Genomic DNA, 19,248 nt, shown 5'->3' on the forward strand with positions numbered 1-19,248 from the left:
CCTCCTGTTCATTTGCGATGCATGCCCAGGATCCGAGGGTGGATCAGCGAAGAGGCAGCATCGTCGGTCATGGGCGTTATCGATCACCAAACGAGCGAGAAAGCGGCCCTGATCCTGTTGTCTGACGACGATGTCTCGGTACGCAGGTCCCTTCATCTCTTGTTGCGGTCCCGCGGCTTTGGCGTCCTGTCCTATGCGAGTGGCACTGCCTTGCTGCTCGATCCGCAAACGCAATCGGGCGATTGCCTCGTGGTCGATTATCTTATGCCGGACATCGACGGCATTTCGATCCTGAGGAAGCTTCGGTCGGCGGGCTGGTGTGGGCCGGCGATCCTGATCACGGCGCATTACGCCGATAAGCTCGCCGAAAGCGCGCAGGAAGCGGGCTTTGCCGCTGTGCTCGAGAAACCTCTGCGCGATGGTGTGCTGGTACAGACCATCGGCGAAGTAATCTCCGCCGGGCGGAAAGTTGGCAGCGATCACTGCTAGGGAAATGGAATATCGCGCCGTGATCGGAACCTCTGCGACATCCTCGCACCTTCCCGGGACCGGCGCTCGTCCCACAAGGCATTTTCTCCGCCGCCTTCTGATGGTGGATATGCGCGCGATTCCGCGTGCGATCTTCTTCGCGGGCGCGCCCGGCCCTGGTGACTGCAAGGGCGGGGCCAGCGCGATCCGGGTATTCATGGCCGGGTCGTAGCATATGGAGGCGAGCTTGCCCGCCACGGTCATCGAAGCGGCGCGCGATCGGGGCGAACTTGGCTTCGTCGTTCTTCTCTTCGCGGCCACGGCGGTTGCCCTGGGTAATAGCGTCGTCCTGCCATTCCTGCCAGAAATGGTGGGTCAAATGTCTCCGGACGCGAGTGCCCTCGCGAGAGGGCGCCTTGTCGTCGCCCTGGTCACGGTTTCCCAGATCGCAGGGTGTCTCTCGGCGCCGTTATGGGGCTGGATTTCCGACCGGTGGAAACGGTGGCCGATCCTGGTCGTGGGGCTGTTGGGTTTCAGCCTGACAATGGCGTTGTATTCCGCGGTCGGATTCGAGCGACTCTATGTTTTGCGGTTGCTCAATGGCGTGTTTGCGGCGGCCGTCGTGCCGACGGCATTTGCGATGGTCGCCGATCGTTCACCAGATCTGGTTCGGCGAGCGCGTCAGTTCACCTGGCTGAACGCCCTGGTCTTCGCGGGCGACCTGACCGGCCCGCTCCTTGGAGAAATTTCGGTGGCGCTCGGAGCAACGTCGCCATTCCTGGCGCCAGCTGCATTGAGCGCGATCGCCATGCCCGGTCTTCTTCTGGTTTCACGGGAAAGTGCCACTGGTCCGGTCGGCAGCGTTCCACGCCCGAAAGCGCGTGAGGCGCTTGTCCCGCTGCTCCTGATCTCGGCCATTGCGTCCGGGTGCCTCACCGTTCTGCATCTGACGTTGTCGCTTGGATCGGGCGCGCGGGATCTGTTCCGCGAGAACGTCTCGATGCTGTTCGCTCTGTGCGGTGCAGCGATGCTGGTGGCGCAGCTCGTCCCGTTCACAGGGCGCAGAGTCACGGTCGGCGCGGCCTGGCTGTTGCGGCCAATGCTCGCCGGGCTGGCCGCCGCATTGATCATTGCCGTCTTCGCCCGGACCTTGTGGGTGCTCGTGCCTGTATTTCTGCTCGCCGGCTGGAGCACCGCGACGCTGAAGCTGCTCACCAATTATCTGACGTCGAAAGCGTCTCCGGGCACGCAGGGTTCGGGCCTTGCGCTCCAGTACGCGGCGGTGAGCGCCAGTCAGGCTGCGGCGTCGATCGTCACTGGATGGGCAAGCGCGTCGGAGCATTTGATGCTGTGGCTTGCCGCTGCCGCCGCGTTGGCGGTCACGGCGATGACGTTACGGTTGAAAGATTGAGGCGCCTCTCGTTTGCTCCGTCGTCAAAGTACATCAAAGGGCCGGCTCCGATTCAGATCTTCGGGCGATCGATGAAGCGGTGCACCGCGAACCCTGCCAGCATCGCGATCACGAAGGGCGCGGCAAGCGTCGGGCGGATGGCAAGGTCCGCAATCGCCGGACCGGGGCAGAGGCCGGCAATTCCCCAGCCGATCCCGAAGATTGCACTACCGCCGATCAGGCGCGCGGTGATCTCGCGGGCATCCGGCAGCGAGAAGCGGCTGTCGGCAAGTGGCGTCTCCATCCGCCGCCGGATCACCCAGGCCAAGGCCATCGGGGCGATGGCGCCTCCCATCACGAAAGCAAGCGTAGGGTCCCAGCGGCCTCCGAACAGATCGAGGAAGGCACGCACGCGGGTCGGATCTGACATGCCGGAACAGGCGAGTCCTGCGCCAAACAGGAGCCCGGCAATGAGTGCGATAGGGATGCGGACCCTCACCACGAAACGCCTAGCACGCGCATCACCGCGACGGTCGCGAAGCCAAAGCTCACGAAGCTCAAAGTTGCTACGATCGATCGCGCTGACAGGCGGGAGAGGCCACACACGCCGTGGCCGCTGGTACAGCCGCTGCCCATCCGGGTACCGAAGCCGACCAGCAGCCCGCCGATCAGGACCACCGCCGGCGAGGATGGAAAACGGGCAATTACCGGACCTGAGATCAGGTTCACGATCCCCGCTCCGAACGGCAGGCCGACAATGAAAGCCGCAGCGATGCTCCAGGGCGGGCCAGTCTGTGAGAGGGCGAAGGCACGCGCGGCGAGGCCGCTCACGCCCGCTATCCGGCCGAGGCCGAGCAACATGATCGCGCACGCCAATCCGATCAATATTCCGCCCGTCAAGGCAGCGAGCGGCGTGGCGTTGGTCCAGTCCATCAGAGCATATCCAGCGGCAACCTCAATGGCGCCATTCAGGCTGTGGCGTCCATCGCCATCGCTTGAGCCTGGCGGTCGGCAGGGTTGATGCGTTGGTGTGCCGCCGTCGCAGCACTGGCCGTCGCGACAGTTACGTTCGCGTTGAAAAGCTGAGGGGCTTCAGGAACGCTCTGTCGGCCAAGGGCGGTCAGGTCGTGATGGACCAGTACGCTGGCCGGCTTGTACCGAATGGCTGGGACCGCCTCATTTTCTCCACGTTCACCCGCTGCGGCGGCTGCGGATGTTGCGCGACGGCTCTGGGCCATTTCCGGGTCTTGCCCTTCGCAAAGGCAGGCGCGTTCAGCACAAGGCTGGCTTCCCCGGTCGCCTCGCTCACGAAGTTGGTCCCGCCGTATTCCCACCAGCAAATGCTGATAATTCTCGACGAAGCGTCGGTGGATCAAGCGCGCCTCGGGGCAATTCGCCGCCGCTGCCTGTGACCGGTGGGCGCGCACGCGCCGTAGCAAGTAAGGAATATCGCACTCGTTCATGACCGCCTCCATGCATTGAAAGTCGCAATTGGGTCGCGCCGGGTCTCTACGGAAATATACGAATGCTTCTCGTGCTTATGCCGGCTCGGATGCGGCGCCCTATGAGTGCGGGACGGATATGCCAGATGCTGTTGCGCCAGAACGCAAAGCGCCGGGAAGTTGTTGCTGGCTCAGACGGGTGGCCTGGGGCCGGCAAACATGCGGTCCGCAGCGGAAATCTGGCACGATCGTGCCCGCGGCTGATTGGCCGGTCGCGTGGCTTGCGGAATGAACGTCGGGTGCGGATCCGGAGGCAAGCGGTGACCGGCCAGATCACATTCCCATACTGGCCATTTCCTTGCAGCTCGCCGCGCAATCCCTGCAGGTCTGGGCGCAGGCCTGCATGCGGGCGTCGCCGGAGATCTTCGCGCAATCGCGCGCGCAGGCTTCGCACATCCGGGCACAGGCGTCGCACAACAGGGCATGCTGCGGCGATCGGCGCAGCATGGAATTGGCGGTTGTCTGGCAGAGCTCCGCGCAGTCCAGAAGCAAAGCGATGTGCGTCGCCTCGATATGAGCCGGTGCGCCTTGCTCGGTGCAGTATCGCGCGGTTTCCAGGCACATGCGGTGCGATGCGATACAGCTGTCGACGCACTCGTCGAGCGTCATCATGCCGTCACCACGCTTCCTTGGCGCCGCGATGGCCGGGCCTGCCGCGGCGACAGCCCCGGTAAGCGCCGCGAAGGTGAGTCCCGAACCGATGACGGCGCGACGATCAAGCATGATTTGGTCCTTTCCAAAAAGTTTAGCCGCTGCGGTTCAGCGCGCGTCTCACCACCAGATCCGTAAGCCAGCCACAAACCGGTGTTCGGTGGGATTTTCGCCAGCAAGGCGACGAAAATCCGCCGTCTCACCAAAGGAGCGCTCCCATACAAAGCCGACATAGGGAGCGACTTTTCGGTGAATCTCGTAGCGCATCCGCAAGCCGAGCTCGAGGTTGCTCAGGCCTCCGCCGAGCCCGCGCTCGGGAGCCGCCTTGCTGTAGGCGTTCGATTCCAGCTGCGGTACGAGGATGAGGCGGTTGGTGAGCAGCACGTCATAGGATGCCTTCAGACGTGCCGCGAGACGGCCATCGTCTCCAACGTAGCCGGTCAGCTGGACATCGAACCAATAGGGGGCCAGGCCCTCGATCCCCCCGGCGATCCAGCGATGGGCTCCCGGGCCGATGTCCTGACGCACGCCAAGGATCGTTCCCCAAAACGGGCGCTGTCCGTGCCACCAGAACGCCTCGACCGAGGATTCCGGATCAAGCCGCTCACCGGATTGTTTCAGGCCCTGGCTCCGCAGCAAGAGTTTGTCGTTGTCCGGGCCATTGATAATCTGACCCGACCAGCTGATGCCTTGGCCTTGCTTGTTCGTGAGGAACTCGAGCTCATCCACGAGCACCTTGGCCACCGAAATTTTGTCGGCCATCTCATAGCCGGGCAGCGTCGAATTCCTGTAGCCGTCGGAATAAGCGTCCGGGTCGCGCGCATCGGCGCCGGGCTTTCCGCCACTCATGTCCATGCCGGGCATGTTCATCGGGGGCGCGCTGCTGCCATCTTTTTGCTGGTCGCCCATCTGCATATCCGGCGGCATGGCCTGATCATTGGAGCTGGCGGCCTCGGCGTTGCCCGCGGGTTTCACCTGCTGGCTGAGCGCGGGTTCGGTGATGGTGGTCATCGCGAGCCCGGTGAGAGCCAGCAACCAAGTTGAGCGCGAGCTTGTCATGCCACGACCACCTCGCGGAACATGCCCGCCGCCATGTGGTAGAGAAGGTGGCAGTGAAAGGCCCACCGGCCCATCGCGTCGGCCGTCACGCGAAAGGCCACGCGCTGGGCCGGTTGCACCGAAATGGTGTGCTTGCGGACCTGGAACTGTCCGTCGGGCGATTCAAGATCGCTCCACATCCCGTGCAGGTGCATCGGGTGGGTCATCATCGTATCGTTGACGAGGATGATCCTGAGCCGTTCGTTCGGGGTGAAATGCAGGGGCTTCGAATCGTTGAGCTTCACGCCGTCGAATGCCCACACGAAGCGTTCCATGTTGCCGGTCAGATGGAGTTCGATCTCGCGCTGCGGTTCGCGGGGGTCTGCCGCCGGCCCTGCTGTCTTCAGATCCGCATAGGTCAGGGTCCGGCGCCCATTGCGCCGCAGCCCGACGCCGGGATCATCGAGATTGGTACGCGGAAAGTCGACGCGCATGTCGGTATTGGCACCATATTCGGTACGCGCATGGCGGGCTTTGGGTGTCGTCTCGACCATGCCATGGTCGTGACCGGCCGGTCCCATCCCCGCCATCCCGGCCATCCCACCCATCATGTCGATCGGATCGAGCCAGGAGCGCGGATCGACCGGGGGAATGTCCGCGCTCATGCCGTCACGCGGCGCGAGCACGCCGTGGACAAAGCCGGTGCGATCCATGGACTGGGCGAAGATCGCATAGGCCTTGTCGTCCGCGATGGTCGCGATGACGTCGTAGGTTTCACCGGGTCCGATCCGGAATTCATCCACGTCGACCGGCTCGACGGGTTGTCCGTCGGCGGCGACGACCGTGAGCATCAGGCCGGGAATCCGAACGTCGAAATAGGTGGCGGTTCCGGCGCCGATAAAGCGCAGGCGAACCCTTTCGCCCTTGCTCGCGATGCCCGTCCAGTGCCTGGCGGAGGGCGCGCCGTTCAGGAGATAGGTGTAGGTGGCGGCGGACACGTCGCTCAGATCGGTCGGATTCATGCGCGCCTTGTTCCACATCGCGCGCTTCGACAAAGCACCGCCCAGCCCGAGCTTGCCGGCATCGCGCGCAAAATCGCCGGCGGTCGGCTGCGCGAAATTATAATAGCTGCTCATCTTCTTCAGGTTCAGATAGACCTGAAGCGGAGCCTCGTCCGTCCAGTCGCTGAGCATGACCGTATAGTCGCGGTCGGCGGCGAGGGGCGTCTCGCTCTTCGATTCGATGATCATCGGGCCATAAAGGCCCGTCTGCTCCGCCAATGTATGAGCATGGTACCAGAAGGTGCCGCTCTGCTTCACGACAAAGCGGTAGGTAAAGGTTTCGCCCGGCGCTATTCCGCCAAAGCTGATCCCTGGCACGCCATCCATGTCCGTCGGCAGGATCAGGCCATGCCAATGGATGCTGGTCATTTCATCCAGACTGTTCTTGACCCTGATCGTTACAGCGTCGCCTTCGCGCAGCCTGATCAGCGGGCCCGGCACGCTCCCGTTGACGGCCGTGGCGACGCTCGCTTTTCCGGAATAGTTGACCGTGACCCGGCTGATGTCGAGATCGATCTCGGTGCCGCTCAGCACGTCCGGCGTCTTCACCGCCGGTGCCGCGAGCGCGTGCGCGGGCCAACCCAGCGTGGCAAGGGCTGTCGCGAGCAAAAGACCTTGCACGAAGCCTCGGCGACCGGTGGTCGTATCGGCAAGCGGGGGAAGTAGAGTCCGCATCAATTTGAACTTTCGGAACCAGACCTGAAGAGACGCCGCGGAGCCGATTGCCCCGCGGGGGCATGGTCGCAGAGACGGCCGACCGGGCAGGCGGGGTCAGGGGCGCATGAAACCCGGCCGAGGAAGTGAAAGGCGCGCAGGATCAGCGTCCGGTGGAGACATCCGTATCTGCCGGACCCTCGCATCTGTCTCGCCAACGCTGTCGGCCCTTCACTTCCGCGCTTCCTACATGTCGTCGCTCATCGGCGTGGCGGGCATGCTGGCGGCGGGCGGCGCCTGGTCCGGCTTCGCTTTGGGCGCCATCGGCATCTTGTCCTTGCACCCGGCCGCCCCGCCACATCCCATCTGCATGCCGCCCGACGCGTTCACGCCCATCTGATGGTCGTGCATCATCTCGTCATGCATCTGTCTCGCGCCATGCTTCATCCCTGCCTGATGGGCCTGATGCGCCTCGTGGTTCTGGTGCTTGACGACTTTTGCCGGCACCGGCGGGGCCTCATCCGCCCAAGCCTGCGTCGCCGAGAGCGCGACAAGCGCAGCGATGGCGGGGACGATCAGGCCAGCTTTGCTACGGAAAATATTCTGCATGACTTGGCTCCTCGAAGAATTGGACGTGGGGACCGCAAGATTTCGATCCGTTTGAAGATGCCAGCAGAAGTGCCGTTCGAGCCGTTCGGGAAATATACGTTTTGTTACGGATGCCTGCCGCCGGCGCAGCATGCGAACGATCATGCCGGGCAATGAGACCGCCTGTGCGGCGTCGATCGAACGGGGCGGTTTTCCAGAAGCAGGCAGGGCAGATTGGAAAACGACGCGGACGCTTATCACAGGATGCATCGCCGGACGCTTCTCGCCCGCGGCCTGTCCGCCGCGTCGCTCCTGGGCGCCTCGTCGGCTGGCTTCCCTCTGACGTCTCTCGCCCGCGCAGGCGATGGGTGGGGTTCCTTTGCCTGGACGTCAGCGGAGATCGCGATGGGCGATACGCTGATGGTCTCGGCAGAGGTGGCCGGCAGTCCCGTCCGCGCCATTCTAGACAGCGGAAGCGCCGCTTCGATCATCAATACGCGCCTGGTGGAGAGTCTGGATATCGCCCCATCCGGGAAACGGATCATTCGCGGCACCGGTGGCCGCGTCGAGGTCACCGAGATCAGCGACGTTGCCCTCACCGTCGCCGACGATCGCAGGCGCTTGCCGTTCGCCATCGTGAGCGACCTTGCGGCGATATCGTCCGCATTCGGGCGCCCGATCGATCTGGTCCTGGGGGAGGACATCTTGGCGGGGCGCTGTGTCGCCCTCGACTTCACGCAGGACCGGATCGGCTTCGCCCCGACGGGGAGTTTTGCCGGCGGGAGCGGCTGGCGTCGCCTTCCTCTGACGCACGGGACTCGCAGCGAACTGCTGGTCACAGCGTCGATCGGGGGCGGGAGCCCCGTGCAACTCATTTTCGATCTCGGGAGCGCAAATGCGCTCATGCTCTCTACCCCCTTTGTCGCTGCGCAGGACCTCCTCGCCGGCAAGGCCCGGTCGACCGCGGCGCTGGGAAGCCTTGATGGGGTCCAGATTGTGACCGCCTTTGTTCTGGACGACATTGTTATCGGCGAAGTGCACATTGCCGGGGTGCCGGTGGCGGGGCTGGATCATTGGCAATCCGACAGCGCGGTGGGGAGCATCGGATTGCCGCTCATCGCGCAATTCGATGTGATCATGGATATCACTGCGGAAAGCCTGTGGCTGCGTCCGGCGCCGCCAAAACACAGGCTCCCGATGCTGAAAGACCGTTCAGGCTTCGGCCTGGCGGTTTCGCCTTCCGCCCTGACCGTCGCCCATGTCGCGGTCCATAGTCCGGCCGAGAAGAGCGGCTGGTCGGTCGGCGATCGGATCGTCCGTATCGACGGGCGGCCAATCAATGCAAGCTACACGCGTGGGCAGCTTTGGCGCTGGCGCTTCCTTCCTGCCGGCACCCACTTCAGGCTCGTCGACGGATCCGGTATCGTGCGGCTGCTGACGCTCGCAGATTATTACTGACGTTGACGCCCGTGTCGGCGTTCGGTCGCGACGCACGGCTTCTTGTTGCCGATCGACACCGCATCCAACCGGCCCCGGATTGCTCTATCAGCCGCTACGTAACAATCCCAATACTTCGCAAAGTCGTCATCTCGCACATCCGCAACGCAGCCCTCCTGCGAGGGAGAATATTGAGTCCGCGGTGCCGCACACCTGGGCGCCGGGCCATGTATAGCGGAGATGTTTCATGTTCCAGCAAGCGATCGACACCGTCCGGGCGAAGGGTCACGCACCGTCGCGTTATGGCAACTTCATCGGTGGACGATGGGTGGAGCCGATACGCGGCGAATATTTTACGGACCATAGTCCGATCAACGGCCGGCAGCTCGCCGAGATCGCGAAGTCTTCGCCAGAGGATGTGGAGGCAGCGCTGGATGCTGCCCACCGGGCGAAGGAGGGCTGGGCGCGCATGTGCCCCGCCGAGCGCGCAAGGATCCTCAATCGCGTGGCTGACCGGCTCGAGGACAATCTCGAGCTGCTCGCGCTGGCCGAGACCATGGACAACGGGAAGCCGATCCGGGAGACCCGCGCCGCCGATGTGCCGCTGGCCATCGATCACTTCCGCTATTTCGCCGGCTGCGTCCGCGCGGAGGAAGGGTCGATCTCGACAATCGACGAGAAGACGATCGCCTATCATTTCCGCGAGCCGCTGGGCGTCGTCGGACAGATCATTCCGTGGAATTTCCCGCTGCTGATGGCGGCCTGGAAGATTGCCCCGGCGCTCGCGGCCGGCAACTGCACGGTCATCAAGCCCGCCTCGCAGACGCCGCTTTCGCTGCTGCTGTTCGCCGAGCTGACCGCCGATATCCTGCCGCCGGGGGTGGTCAATATCGTGACCGGACCGGGTGGGTCGGTCGGACGCGCGATCGCGGCCAATCCGCGGATTGCGAAAGTGTCCTTCACCGGCGAAACGACGACCGGCCGGCAGATCATGGGCTATGCCGCCGAGCACCTGATCCCGCAGACGATGGAGCTGGGCGGAAAGTCCCCGAACATCTTCCTGGCGGACGTCATGAACGAGGACGACAATTTCCTCGACAAGGCGCTGGAAGGCTTCGCCCTGTTCGCGTTCAACAAGGGTGAGGTCTGCACCTGCCCCTCGCGCGCGCTGGTCCACGAATCGATCTTCGACCGGTTTGTCGAAAGGGCGGTCGCGCGCGTCGCGGCGATCCGGGTCGGCGACCCGCTCGATCCGCTCACGCAGATGGGCGCGCAGGCGTCGGAGGACCAGCTCCACAAGATCCTGGGCTATATCGACATCGGCAAGCAGGAAGGCGCCGAGTGCCTGACGGGGGGGCAGCGCGCCCGTCCGGGAGGCGAGCTCGACGACGGCTTCTTCGTCGAGCCCACCGTGTTTGTCGGCAACAACAAGATGCGGATCTTCCAGGAGGAGATTTTCGGGCCGGTCCTGTCGGTGACCCCGTTCAAGACGATCGAGGACGCGATCTCGATCGCCAACGACACCATCTACGGATTGGGCGCCGGTGTGTGGACCCGTAACGGCAATCATGCCTATCGGCTGGGCCGCGCGATCGAGGCCGGTCGGGTGTGGACCAACTGCTATCATGCCTATCCCGCGCACGCGGCGTTCGGAGGATATAAGGCCTCCGGGTTCGGGCGTGAAAACCACAAGATGATGCTCGACCACTATCAGCAGACCAAGAATCTGCTGGTCAGCTACGACGAGACGGCCCTCGGCCTCTTTTGACCCGGCTCACCCAGGCCGCGGCCAATCCGCGCGGCCGCCTCTGCAAGGAACACCACGATGAACAAGACCATGAAAGCTGCGGTCGTACGCGAATTTGGCCAACCGCTGGTGATCGAGGAAGTGCCGGTCACGATGCCTGGCCCGGGCCAGATCCTGGTGAAGATCGCGGCGACCGGCGTTTGTCATACAGACCTTCACGCGGCCGAGGGGGACTGGCCGGTCAAGCCCAATCCACCGTTCATTCCCGGCCATGAGGGTGTCGGTCATGTGGTCGCGGTGGGTAGCGGCGTGACCTATGTGAAGGAGGGCGACCGTGTCGGCGTCCCCTGGCTCTACACCGCCTGCGGGCACTGTGTTCATTGCCTCGGCGGATGGGAAACGCTCTGCGAGGCCCAGCAGAATACCGGCTATTCGGTGAATGGCAGTTTTGCCGAATATGTTCTCGCCGATCCCAACTATGTCGGTCACCTGCCGGCCAATATCGGGTTCATCGACATCGCCCCGATCCTGTGCGCCGGCGTGACGGTCTACAAGGGGCTGAAGGTCACGGACACACGGCCCGGCAATTGGGTGGCGATCTCGGGCATCGGCGGTCTCGGGCATATGGCCGTGCAATATGCCAAGGCGATGGGGCTCAATGTCGTGGCCGTCGATATCGACGACGCCAAGCTCGCGCTCGCGGAGCGACTGGGCGCAGATCTCTCCGTCAACGCGCGCAACGTCGACCCCGCGGCATTCATCAAGAAGGAGATCGGGGGCGCCCATGGCGCACTTGTCACCGCCGTGTCGCCGATCGCATTCAAGCAGGCACTCGGCATGGTCAGGCGGGGCGGCACGGTGGCGTTGAACGGGCTTCCGCCAGGCGACTTTCCGCTGTCGATTTTCGACACGGTCCTGAACGGGATCACTGTTCGTGGCTCCATCGTCGGCACGCGGCTCGATCTGCAGGAAGCGCTAGATTTTGCCTCGGAGGGCAAGGTTCGCGCGACCGTCACGACGGACACGTTGGAGAACATCAACGACATCTTCGCGCGCATGCATCACGGTGAAATCGAGGGGCGGATCGTGATCGATTTCGAGGGCGGCGCCCACTGACCAAGCGAATGCTCTGACGGTGTGCCCCGCCTGTGCCAACCACCCGTGCGTGCGCCCACATCGTCCCGGCAGGTCCGATCTTTTGGTGAGACCCGCCGCGCCGTCGGCCCCCGGCATAGTGGCATCGCTCGGACCGGGACTCCGGCTCATTTCGATCATGGCGCCACTTGGCGCCAGTGGAGAACAACATGGCAAGCGGTAGAAAAGCGTATCTTGTCGGCGGCGGCATCGGCTCCCTGGCCGCAGCGGCCTTCCTGATCCGCGACGGTGGCCTGAAGGGCAGCGACATTACCGTCTATGAAATGCTTCCGATCCTTGGCGGCAGCCTCGACGGCGCCGGCAGCGCATCGGATGGCTATTCGATGCGCGGCGGCCGGATGCTGACAACGGATAATTACGAATGCACCTGGGGTCTGTTCAAGACGATCCCCTCGCTCGAACATCCCGGCTTGACCGTCTTCGAGGAGACGATCGCGTTCAACGAACGTGTACGATCGCATTCGAAGGCACGCCTGATCGACCGCGATTGTGCCATCCTCGACGTGACCTCGATGGGCTTCTCGATGAACGACCGGCTGGAATTGCTCAGCCTTTCCGTCGCCAGTGAAGAGCGATTGGGCGCCACACGGATTACCGATTGGCTCTCGCCTTCATTTTTCGAGACCAAATTCTGGTATATGTGGGCAACGACCTTCGCCTTTCAGCCATGGCACAGCGCGGTCGAATTCAGGCGCTACCTCCATCGTTTCATCAAGGAATTCTCGAGGATCGAAACGCTCGCGGGCGTAAAGCGCACGGTCTACAACCAATATGATTCCCTGGTCCGTCCTCTGGCCGCCTGGCTCGAAGAACGGGGCGTCCATTTCGCCAGGGACACATTGGTCACAGACCTCGTCCTCGCCCCGATCGGCGGCAAGTCAGCGGTCAGCCGCATCCTGCTGCGCCACGGCGAAGCGGCCGAAGCCATTGACGTCGGACCCGAAGACCTCGTCTTTTTTCAGAACGGTTCGATGACCGACGCCTCGAGCCTGGGATCCATGACCAGTGCGCCGCCGCATCGGACGAAACATGACAGCGGCGGGTGGGCCCTATGGGAGAAGCTCGCCGCGGAGCATCCCGGCTTTGGGAACCCAGCCGCCTTCAATAGCTCGATCGCCGAATCTTGCTGGATATCGTTCACGGTCACGCAGGGAAACACGCGCTTCTTCGACCATATGGAATCCTTCACCGGAAACGTGGCGGGCACGGGCGGACTTGTGACCTTCAAGGATTCGAGCTGGTTGATGTCGGTGGTATTGGCGCATCAACCGCATTTCCCCGACCAGCCGGCGACGAGCCGGGTGTTCTGGGGGTATGCTCTGCACCCCGATCGCATCGGCGATTTCGTGCCAAAGCCGATGTCAGCCTGCTATGGGGAGGACCTTCTGATCGAGCTATGTGGCCATCTCAATATCGACATGACAGTCTTTGAAACGGCAAACTGCATCCCCTGCCGGATGCCCTATATTACGAGCATGTTCATGCCGCGCTCGAAAGGCGAACGGCCGTTCCCGGTTCCCGAAACGACGCGGAATCTCGCCTTTGTCAGTCAGTTCGTCGAAATACCCGAAGATGTCGTCTTCACCGTCGAATATTCGGTGCGGGCCGCGCAAATGGCGGTCTATCAGCTTCTCGGAATCGATGCGCAGATCCCGCCAGTCAGTCACTACGATCGATCTGCCAGGGTCAATCTGAGCGCGGCGATCAAGGCATTCCGCTAGAACATCGCGCATTCGATCGAGCAGGCCAAACGCAGGCATCACGTTTCCCTGGTGCGCTGCGCGCGGCACTGAAATGGCTACGTAACAATCCCAATTCGGCGCGAAGGCACCATGCCCTACCGACGCGACAGTGCCATCCACCGAGGGCGAATGTCGGGCCCAGGACGGGCTCGCGATATTGGCGCTCGCGCCTTTATTGATCTGCGCGGATTATTCGAATGGAGACCGATCAGCATGACCTCACGCGCAAAGCTAAACTTCTATGATCGCGTTCTTCGACCCGATCCATCGCGCACCGTCGTCCGTCCTTTTGAGCCGAATTATCCCAGAGATTTCGACGGCGGCACGTCCCGCACCCAGGAGACTGTCGATCTGATCGTGGCGCTCGATGAGGCTGAGTTGGCGCGTCAGCTGAAAGGCGTCACACTATCCCTGGACGAGAACCACCGCGACGTCGATGCGATGTTGCTTCGCCGGTTCAACGAAGTCGCCAGCGGGATCGCGGGTGCCGATCGTATCAACGCCAAGCAGCGGCGATTAATAGGCGCCTACTGCAGCGAAGAATTTGCATATGAGGCCGCCGCCTTGTTCAACCCAAGCGCCGTGCTCCATCCCGACCAGTCGGGTCTGCCCGAGGGCACGCTTCGTTTCGTGATGTCGCTGCGAGGCATCGGCGAGGGGCATGTATCTTCCGTGACGTTCCGCACCGGCACCTGGACGCCTGGCGGCGCACTTTTGGTCGATGATCCCAGCCCGACATCGGTATCGCCCCTCATCGATACGTGCGGGAGAGGGGAGGGCATAGCAGCACGCCTGTGTTGCGCCGGCAGTCGCACGATCTCGGAGACAGTGCTTTTCCCGGTCCTGCCGAGCCAAACGCAGGGTATCGAGGATACGCGCCTTGTTCGCTTCTGCGAGGATGATGGCAGCATCAGCTACCATGGTACATATACAGCGTTCGGCGGTGGCCAAGTGCGATCGGAATTGCTGAGCACGGCCGATTTTAGATCGTTCGAGATGCGCGTCCTGACCGGCCAGGCCTCGAGTGGAAAGGGCATGGCCCTTTTCCCTCGCCGCATAGCGGGAAAATACGCCATGCTTGGGCGTCAGGACAGCAAGAACATCTGGCTTCACTTCTCCGATGAACTGCTTAACTGGGCAGGTGGCGAAAAGCTCATTACACCAAAATTCCCTTGGGAATTCGTCCAGATGGGCAATTGCGGGTCGCCGATCGAGATTGACGAAGGCTGGTTAGTGATGACCCACGGCGTTGGTACGGTTCGCAACTATTGCATTGGCGCATGCCTGCTCGACAAGAATGACCCATCAAAGCTGCTGGCGCGCACGCCGCGCCCGGTACTCGCCCCGAGTCCGCACGAGAGGGACGGGTACGTACCCAACGTTGTCTATAGTTGCGGTGCGATCGTTCAAGATCGGGCGATGTTACTACCCTATGGGGTGGCTGACAGCTTCACTGCCTTCGCTACGGTCTCAATTGATAACCTCCTAAGTGTGATGGAGTAGGTCACTCGAACTGATTGGGAATTGCTGACTGTTCGAGCGGTGGATGCCGTTCAAGGAAGACGAACGCCAATTCGGGGCGGCGCGCGTCGTTTAGCGATGTTGGCTGTGCACAGGGGATTCCATGCCATGGCAATCGGATCAGGGTGTGAGGCAAGCGAGAATTGCCATCATCACGGTCCGGGTCTCCGCCACGTCTCGCACGGGGATTACGTCGATTCCGGCTGTGCGAACGGGATCATCGTTGCCACCGGGATAGATCGCGTCTCCCATGAACAGCATAGCCGACTGCGGAATGCCGGATTCCTCGGAAAGACGGCGCATTCCATAAGCCTTGTCGATGCCTTGGCGAGTAATGTCGATGGAGGTTGATCCCCCCACGTTGACGGACAGCTCGGGCAGTCGTGATCGAAGCGCTGCATGCAGTGCCTTGCGCTTGGCGAAGTCGGGATCCCACGCTTTCTTTGCGTCGAGCGGCGCCTCCTGTCCAAGTCCAGAGAAAGTAATCTGGCTCCCGCGGTCCTCGATCCGCTCACCCCATGTCCTCTCGTCCGGAAGGCCCACTTCCCTTGGGGCCAGTTCAAACGCCTGAAGAATGCGCCTGCGCTCGTCGGGGTCGAATACATCAGCATAGACCGGCTTCCAGACATCCGTGAAGCGGTAGAGCTTGGTGCCTGTGGTTGGCATGATGAACAGCTGACGGAGGTCAGCTCTGATGGGCAATCGCGACACGACTTGTGCTTCAAACTGAGGCCAGTCGCCACCGGAGATCACTGCGACGTCGACGAGATCAAGCAGCTTGGCAAGCAACTCGGCCGTCTCTTGGTCTATAGGTTGTTTGCTCTCGGCCAGGGTGCCGTCAAGGTCGAAGGCGATGAGTCGCTTCATCGGTGGACTCCAATCAGGGTGCTGTCGCTCGGCGGATAGGCGGCGCTCGAGCGATCGGGTTCGATATTCTTCAGGCGGACGGTAACCGGTGCGACGGTTGCATCGAGGATCGCTTGCGCGATAGCCGGCTTTGACGGCCCTCCGAACGCGGTGCACCTTTCCAAGATGTCGCGGCGGATCCGCTCTTGGCCAGGCTCGATCATCTCGAAGCCTCCATCAGGATGATATTGTCTATCGCTTGGGCAGCGCCGTCCTCCTCGTTCGACAGGGTCACCTGGTCAGCGGCGGAGCGGACCGCATCGGGACCCTGCCCCATCGCAATCGAGAGGCCGGCGCGCGCGAACATCGGCAGGTCATTACGCTCGTCGCCGAGCACGGCAACGTTGGCGAGCGGTACGCCGATCGCGGCTGCCAGCGCGGCGACGCCATCGCCCTTGTTGGCCTGGGGAGCGGTAATGTCGAGATAGTAAGGCTGCGAACGGCCGACAGTCGCAAACTGTCCGAGCGCTGCCGCGATCTCGCCGTCAAGTCGCGCGAGGAATGCATGATCACCGCTGACGCCGACGATCTTGTCGGGATGAGCGAGCAATGCCGCGAAGTCGTCCTTGATTATCGGCTCAATGCTTGCCGCGCGTTGCTCGCGCGGAACATACACATCGTCGGTTGCTTGGGCATACCAGAGGCCGCCCGAGAACAGCCACGGCGTGACGGCCGGGTGCTCAAGCAGGGCGAGTGCTCGCGCGGCGCATTCGGGATCAAGCTGATCTGCCGAAACGACAGTCCCGTCGGGCCGGACGATCGTGCCGCCGTTGAAGGCGCCGATGACGCCTGTGAGCTCCAGCCGTTTCGCGATCCAGAGCATGCCGCTGGGCGGGCGGGCACTGATCAGGCTCACCGCAATACCAGCCGTCCTGGCCCGTCCAACCGCAGAGATCACACCGTCGGAGAGGGTTTTGTCCTGGCGGAGGAGCGTGCCATCTATATCGGAAACGATTAGGCGAATAGGGTCGCTCATCCGAGGTGATGCCAGCGTCGGTGGGAGCGGTGCATCAGCGCATCTGCACTTTCGGGGCCGGCGCTGCCTGCGGCGTATTCCTCGGGGGTGCCTTGCGCCCACAGATCGAGGAGCGGCTGCACGGCGCGCCAGCCGCCTTCGATCTGCGCGGCACGTTGAAACAGCGTCTGGTCGCCCGATTGCACGTCATACAGCAAAGTTTCGTAGCCGGTCTGGTGGCCCACGTCGAAATGGTCCCGGTAGCGGAAATCCATGGCGACCGGCGCGGTGTTCACGACGAGCCCAGGCCGCTTGACCACAAACTCAAGGCTGATGCCCTCGTCGGGCTGAATTTGCACCACAAGACGGTTGGGGGGCAGCCGGTCCACCACCGTCTCCTGGAAAAGCGCCAGCGGCACGTCGCGGAATTGGACGACGATCTCGGTATCACGTGTCGCCAGCGCCTTCCCGGTGCGCAGATAAAAGGGCACGCCCGACCACCGCCACGTCTCCACGTGCAACTTGAGCGCGGCGAAGGTCTCCGTGCGGCTGGCAGGGTCAACGTCGGGCTCATCGAGATAGGCGGAGACGGCCTTGCCAGCGATGGCGCCGGAGCAATAGCGCCCGCGAATTGCCTCGGTGGGGTCGATCGGGCGGATGGCGGCAATGACCTTCTCTTTCTCCGTCCGGATCGCATCGGCATCGAAGCTGATCGGCGGTTCCATCGCTATCAGCGCCAGCAGCTGGCAGAGGTGATTGGGAACCATGTCGCGCAATGCGCCGGTGGCATCGTAGAATCTGCCGCGCGTGCCGACGGTCACCGCCTCGGCCGCCGTTATTTGGACATGATCGACATAGCGGTTGTTCCAGACGGCTTCCATCATGGTGTTGCCGAAGCGCGTGACCATGATGTTCTGTACGGTCTCCTTCCCAAGGAAGTGATCGATCCGGTAGATCTGGGACTCGCTGGCGCGGGAAAGGATTTGCCGGTTCAGCGCCTGTGCGGAGGCAAGGTCGGTCCCGAACGGTTTTTCGATCACGACGCGGCGGAAACCATCGGTCTCGTTGAGCAGCCCTTCATCGCCGAGCTGATTGACGACGGTACCGAAGAAGGCCGGCGCGGTGGCGAGGTAGAAGATCGCGTTCCCGGTAAGTTGGCTGCCGAGAGCCTGATACATAGTCGAATCGGCGAAATCGCCCTTCAAATAGCGGATACGACTGCGGAGCCATGGCCAGTTGGCATCGTCCTTCACGAATTCGTCAAGCGCCTGGCGCAGCTGCTCGTCGTCGCTGTCATGATGGCTGACACCGACGAGCGCCATGTCCTCATTCAGCAAGCCGGCCCGAGCGAGGTTAACGAGCGCGGGTATCAGCAATCGGCGGGCGAGGTCCCCAAATGCGCCGAAGATAACGAAGGTAGCAGAGGGTGCAGTCAGAGCATCGCTCATTGCGGCATCTCGACGTGGCCGCCGAAGCCGAACCGCATAGCCGAGAGCAGCTTGTCGCCGAACGTCGTGTCGACTCGGCTGCGGTAGCGCGCGAACAGTGCCGCTGAGAGCACGTAGGCAGGGACTGCCTCCTCCATTGCCGCCTCGATCGTCCAGTGACCCTCGCCGGAATCCGCGACCTGCCCCGAGAACTGCTCCAGCATTTGGTCTTTGGCGAGCGCCGTCGCCGTCAGATCGAGCAACCAGGACGAGATCACGCTGCCGCGGCGCCAGACCTCGGCGATGTCAGTGAGGTTGAGGTCGAAGCGCTCGTCTTCCGGCAGCTTGGCGGATGACTTGCCCTTCAGGATGTCGAACCCCTCAGCATAGGCCTGCATCAAGCCATATTCGATGCCGTTGTGAACCATCTTGACGAAATGGCCCGAGCCGGCTGGACCGGCATGGATATACCCCTTCTCGGCGCGGGTGTCCTCGTTGGGACCGCCGCGATCCGGTGTGCGTGCGATCGTCCCAAAGCCTGGTGCCATGGCCTCGAAGAGAGGATCGAGACTGTCGAGCGTCGCGGCATCGCCTCCGATCATCATGCAATAGCCTCGGTCAAGGCCCCACACACCGCCCGAGGTGCCCACATCGACATAGTGGAGCCCCTTCATGGCGCACAGCTTCGCCCGGCGGATGTCGTCCTTGTAGAAGCTGTTGCCGCCGTCGATAATTATGTCGCCTGGGGAGGCCAAGCCCATCAGCATCTCGATCGTGCTCTCCGTCGGCGGCCCAGCCGGCAGCATCACCCAGAAAATGCGCGGGCTCTCCAGCTTGGCTGCGACCTCCTCAAGCGAAGCGGCGGCGGTCGCGCCTTCGCCGGCCAGCATGTCCACCAGCGGCGGGTTCCGATCGAAGGCGACGATCTCGTGACCGCCGCGCATCAGACGGCGCGCAATATTGGCTCCCATTCTGCCGAGGCCGATCATCGCTATACGCATGTGCT

General features: G+C 62.8%; 19 protein-coding genes. 7 read left to right on the forward strand and 12 right to left on the reverse strand.

Annotated elements, in window-relative coordinates:
• Positions 1 to 21 precede the first annotated feature (21 nt).
• Positions 22 to 489, forward strand: a complete 468-nt coding sequence (locus QMG56_RS12890) for a response regulator (protein ID WP_309298561.1) — start codon at positions 22 to 24, stop codon at positions 487 to 489.
• 214 nt (positions 490 to 703) lie between these two features.
• Positions 704 to 1,879: an MFS transporter gene (locus tag QMG56_RS12895; protein ID WP_024018484.1), complete on the forward strand. Its 1,176-nt coding sequence runs from the start codon at positions 704 to 706 to the stop codon at positions 1,877 to 1,879.
• 52 nt (positions 1,880 to 1,931) lie between these two features.
• Here the strand turns inward: QMG56_RS12895 and QMG56_RS12900 are convergent, their stop codons facing one another.
• The 7 genes from QMG56_RS12900 to QMG56_RS12930 form a co-directional block, all read right to left on the reverse strand.
• Entirely contained in the window at positions 1,932 to 2,357 is a 426-nt protein-coding gene (locus tag QMG56_RS12900; protein WP_031308708.1) for a DUF6691 family protein, read from the reverse strand.
• A complete protein-coding gene (locus QMG56_RS12905) occupies positions 2,354 to 2,791 on the reverse strand; it encodes a YeeE/YedE family protein (protein ID WP_024018485.1) in 438 nt (145 codons plus the stop codon). The genes QMG56_RS12900 and QMG56_RS12905 overlap by 4 nt, the downstream gene beginning before the upstream one ends.
• A gap of 35 nt (positions 2,792 to 2,826) precedes the next feature.
• Complete coding sequence (locus QMG56_RS12910) at positions 2,827 to 3,333, reverse strand: hypothetical protein (RefSeq protein WP_169574011.1); 507 nt, start codon at positions 3,331 to 3,333, stop codon at positions 2,827 to 2,829.
• Between the two features lie 300 nt (positions 3,334 to 3,633).
• Positions 3,634 to 4,083 (reverse strand): four-helix bundle copper-binding protein, encoded by a 450-nt coding sequence (locus QMG56_RS12915; protein WP_024018487.1) that lies wholly within the window; start codon positions 4,081 to 4,083, stop codon positions 3,634 to 3,636.
• A gap of 48 nt (positions 4,084 to 4,131) precedes the next feature.
• Entirely contained in the window at positions 4,132 to 5,022 is an 891-nt protein-coding gene (locus QMG56_RS12920) for a copper resistance protein B (RefSeq protein WP_375713691.1), read from the reverse strand.
• A gap of 44 nt (positions 5,023 to 5,066) precedes the next feature.
• Complete coding sequence (locus tag QMG56_RS12925) at positions 5,067 to 6,785, reverse strand: copper resistance system multicopper oxidase (RefSeq protein WP_031308709.1); 1,719 nt, start codon at positions 6,783 to 6,785, stop codon at positions 5,067 to 5,069.
• Between the two features lie 225 nt (positions 6,786 to 7,010).
• On the reverse strand, positions 7,011 to 7,373 hold the full coding sequence (locus QMG56_RS12930) for a hypothetical protein (RefSeq protein WP_024018490.1): 363 nt from the start codon (positions 7,371 to 7,373) through the stop codon (positions 7,011 to 7,013).
• 213 nt (positions 7,374 to 7,586) lie between these two features.
• On the opposite strand from QMG56_RS12930, the gene QMG56_RS12935 reads away from it, so the two are divergent.
• From QMG56_RS12935 to QMG56_RS12955, 5 genes are all read left to right on the forward strand, one after another.
• Positions 7,587 to 8,810, forward strand: coding sequence for a retropepsin-like aspartic protease (locus QMG56_RS12935; RefSeq protein ID WP_024018491.1), 1,224 nt, complete (start codon positions 7,587 to 7,589; stop codon positions 8,808 to 8,810).
• A 226-nt stretch (positions 8,811 to 9,036) separates the two neighbouring features.
• The gene (locus QMG56_RS12940) at positions 9,037 to 10,557 is read left to right on the forward strand and encodes an aldehyde dehydrogenase family protein (RefSeq protein WP_024018492.1); all 1,521 of its coding nucleotides are present in this window, start codon (positions 9,037 to 9,039) and stop codon (positions 10,555 to 10,557) included.
• Between the two features lie 57 nt (positions 10,558 to 10,614).
• Positions 10,615 to 11,652, forward strand: a complete 1,038-nt coding sequence (gene adhP / locus QMG56_RS12945) for an alcohol dehydrogenase AdhP (protein WP_230189167.1) — start codon at positions 10,615 to 10,617, stop codon at positions 11,650 to 11,652.
• 176 nt (positions 11,653 to 11,828) lie between these two features.
• Positions 11,829 to 13,412 (forward strand): oleate hydratase, encoded by a 1,584-nt coding sequence (locus tag QMG56_RS12950; RefSeq protein WP_281822826.1) that lies wholly within the window; start codon positions 11,829 to 11,831, stop codon positions 13,410 to 13,412.
• 234 nt (positions 13,413 to 13,646) lie between these two features.
• Complete coding sequence (locus QMG56_RS12955) at positions 13,647 to 14,936, forward strand: glycoside hydrolase family 130 protein (protein ID WP_230189169.1); 1,290 nt, start codon at positions 13,647 to 13,649, stop codon at positions 14,934 to 14,936.
• Between the two features lie 138 nt (positions 14,937 to 15,074).
• Here the strand turns inward: QMG56_RS12955 and QMG56_RS12960 are convergent, their stop codons facing one another.
• From QMG56_RS12960 to gnd, 5 genes are read right to left on the reverse strand one after another with little or no spacing between them, the layout of a single operon-like run.
• Positions 15,075 to 15,821: an HAD-IIB family hydrolase gene (locus QMG56_RS12960; protein WP_230189170.1), complete on the reverse strand. Its 747-nt coding sequence runs from the start codon at positions 15,819 to 15,821 to the stop codon at positions 15,075 to 15,077.
• Positions 15,818 to 16,024 (reverse strand): hypothetical protein, encoded by a 207-nt coding sequence (locus QMG56_RS12965; protein WP_230189171.1) that lies wholly within the window; start codon positions 16,022 to 16,024, stop codon positions 15,818 to 15,820. The genes QMG56_RS12960 and QMG56_RS12965 overlap by 4 nt, the downstream gene beginning before the upstream one ends.
• A complete protein-coding gene (locus QMG56_RS12970; RefSeq protein ID WP_281822827.1) occupies positions 16,021 to 16,836 on the reverse strand; it encodes a Cof-type HAD-IIB family hydrolase in 816 nt (271 codons plus the stop codon). The genes QMG56_RS12965 and QMG56_RS12970 overlap by 4 nt, the downstream gene beginning before the upstream one ends.
• Entirely contained in the window at positions 16,833 to 18,263 is a 1,431-nt protein-coding gene (gene zwf / locus QMG56_RS12975) for a glucose-6-phosphate dehydrogenase (protein WP_230189173.1), read from the reverse strand. Before zwf ends, QMG56_RS12970 begins: the two co-directional genes overlap by 4 nt.
• Positions 18,260 to 19,243: a phosphogluconate dehydrogenase (NAD(+)-dependent, decarboxylating) gene (gene gnd / locus QMG56_RS12980; protein ID WP_230189174.1), complete on the reverse strand. Its 984-nt coding sequence runs from the start codon at positions 19,241 to 19,243 to the stop codon at positions 18,260 to 18,262. The genes zwf and gnd overlap by 4 nt, the downstream gene beginning before the upstream one ends.
• Between the last annotated feature and the right edge of the window lie 5 nt (positions 19,244 to 19,248).

Origin of the sequence: Sphingobium sp. BS19 (assembly GCF_027925545.1) — a bacterium.
Taxonomy (GTDB): domain Bacteria; phylum Pseudomonadota; class Alphaproteobacteria; order Sphingomonadales; family Sphingomonadaceae; genus Sphingobium.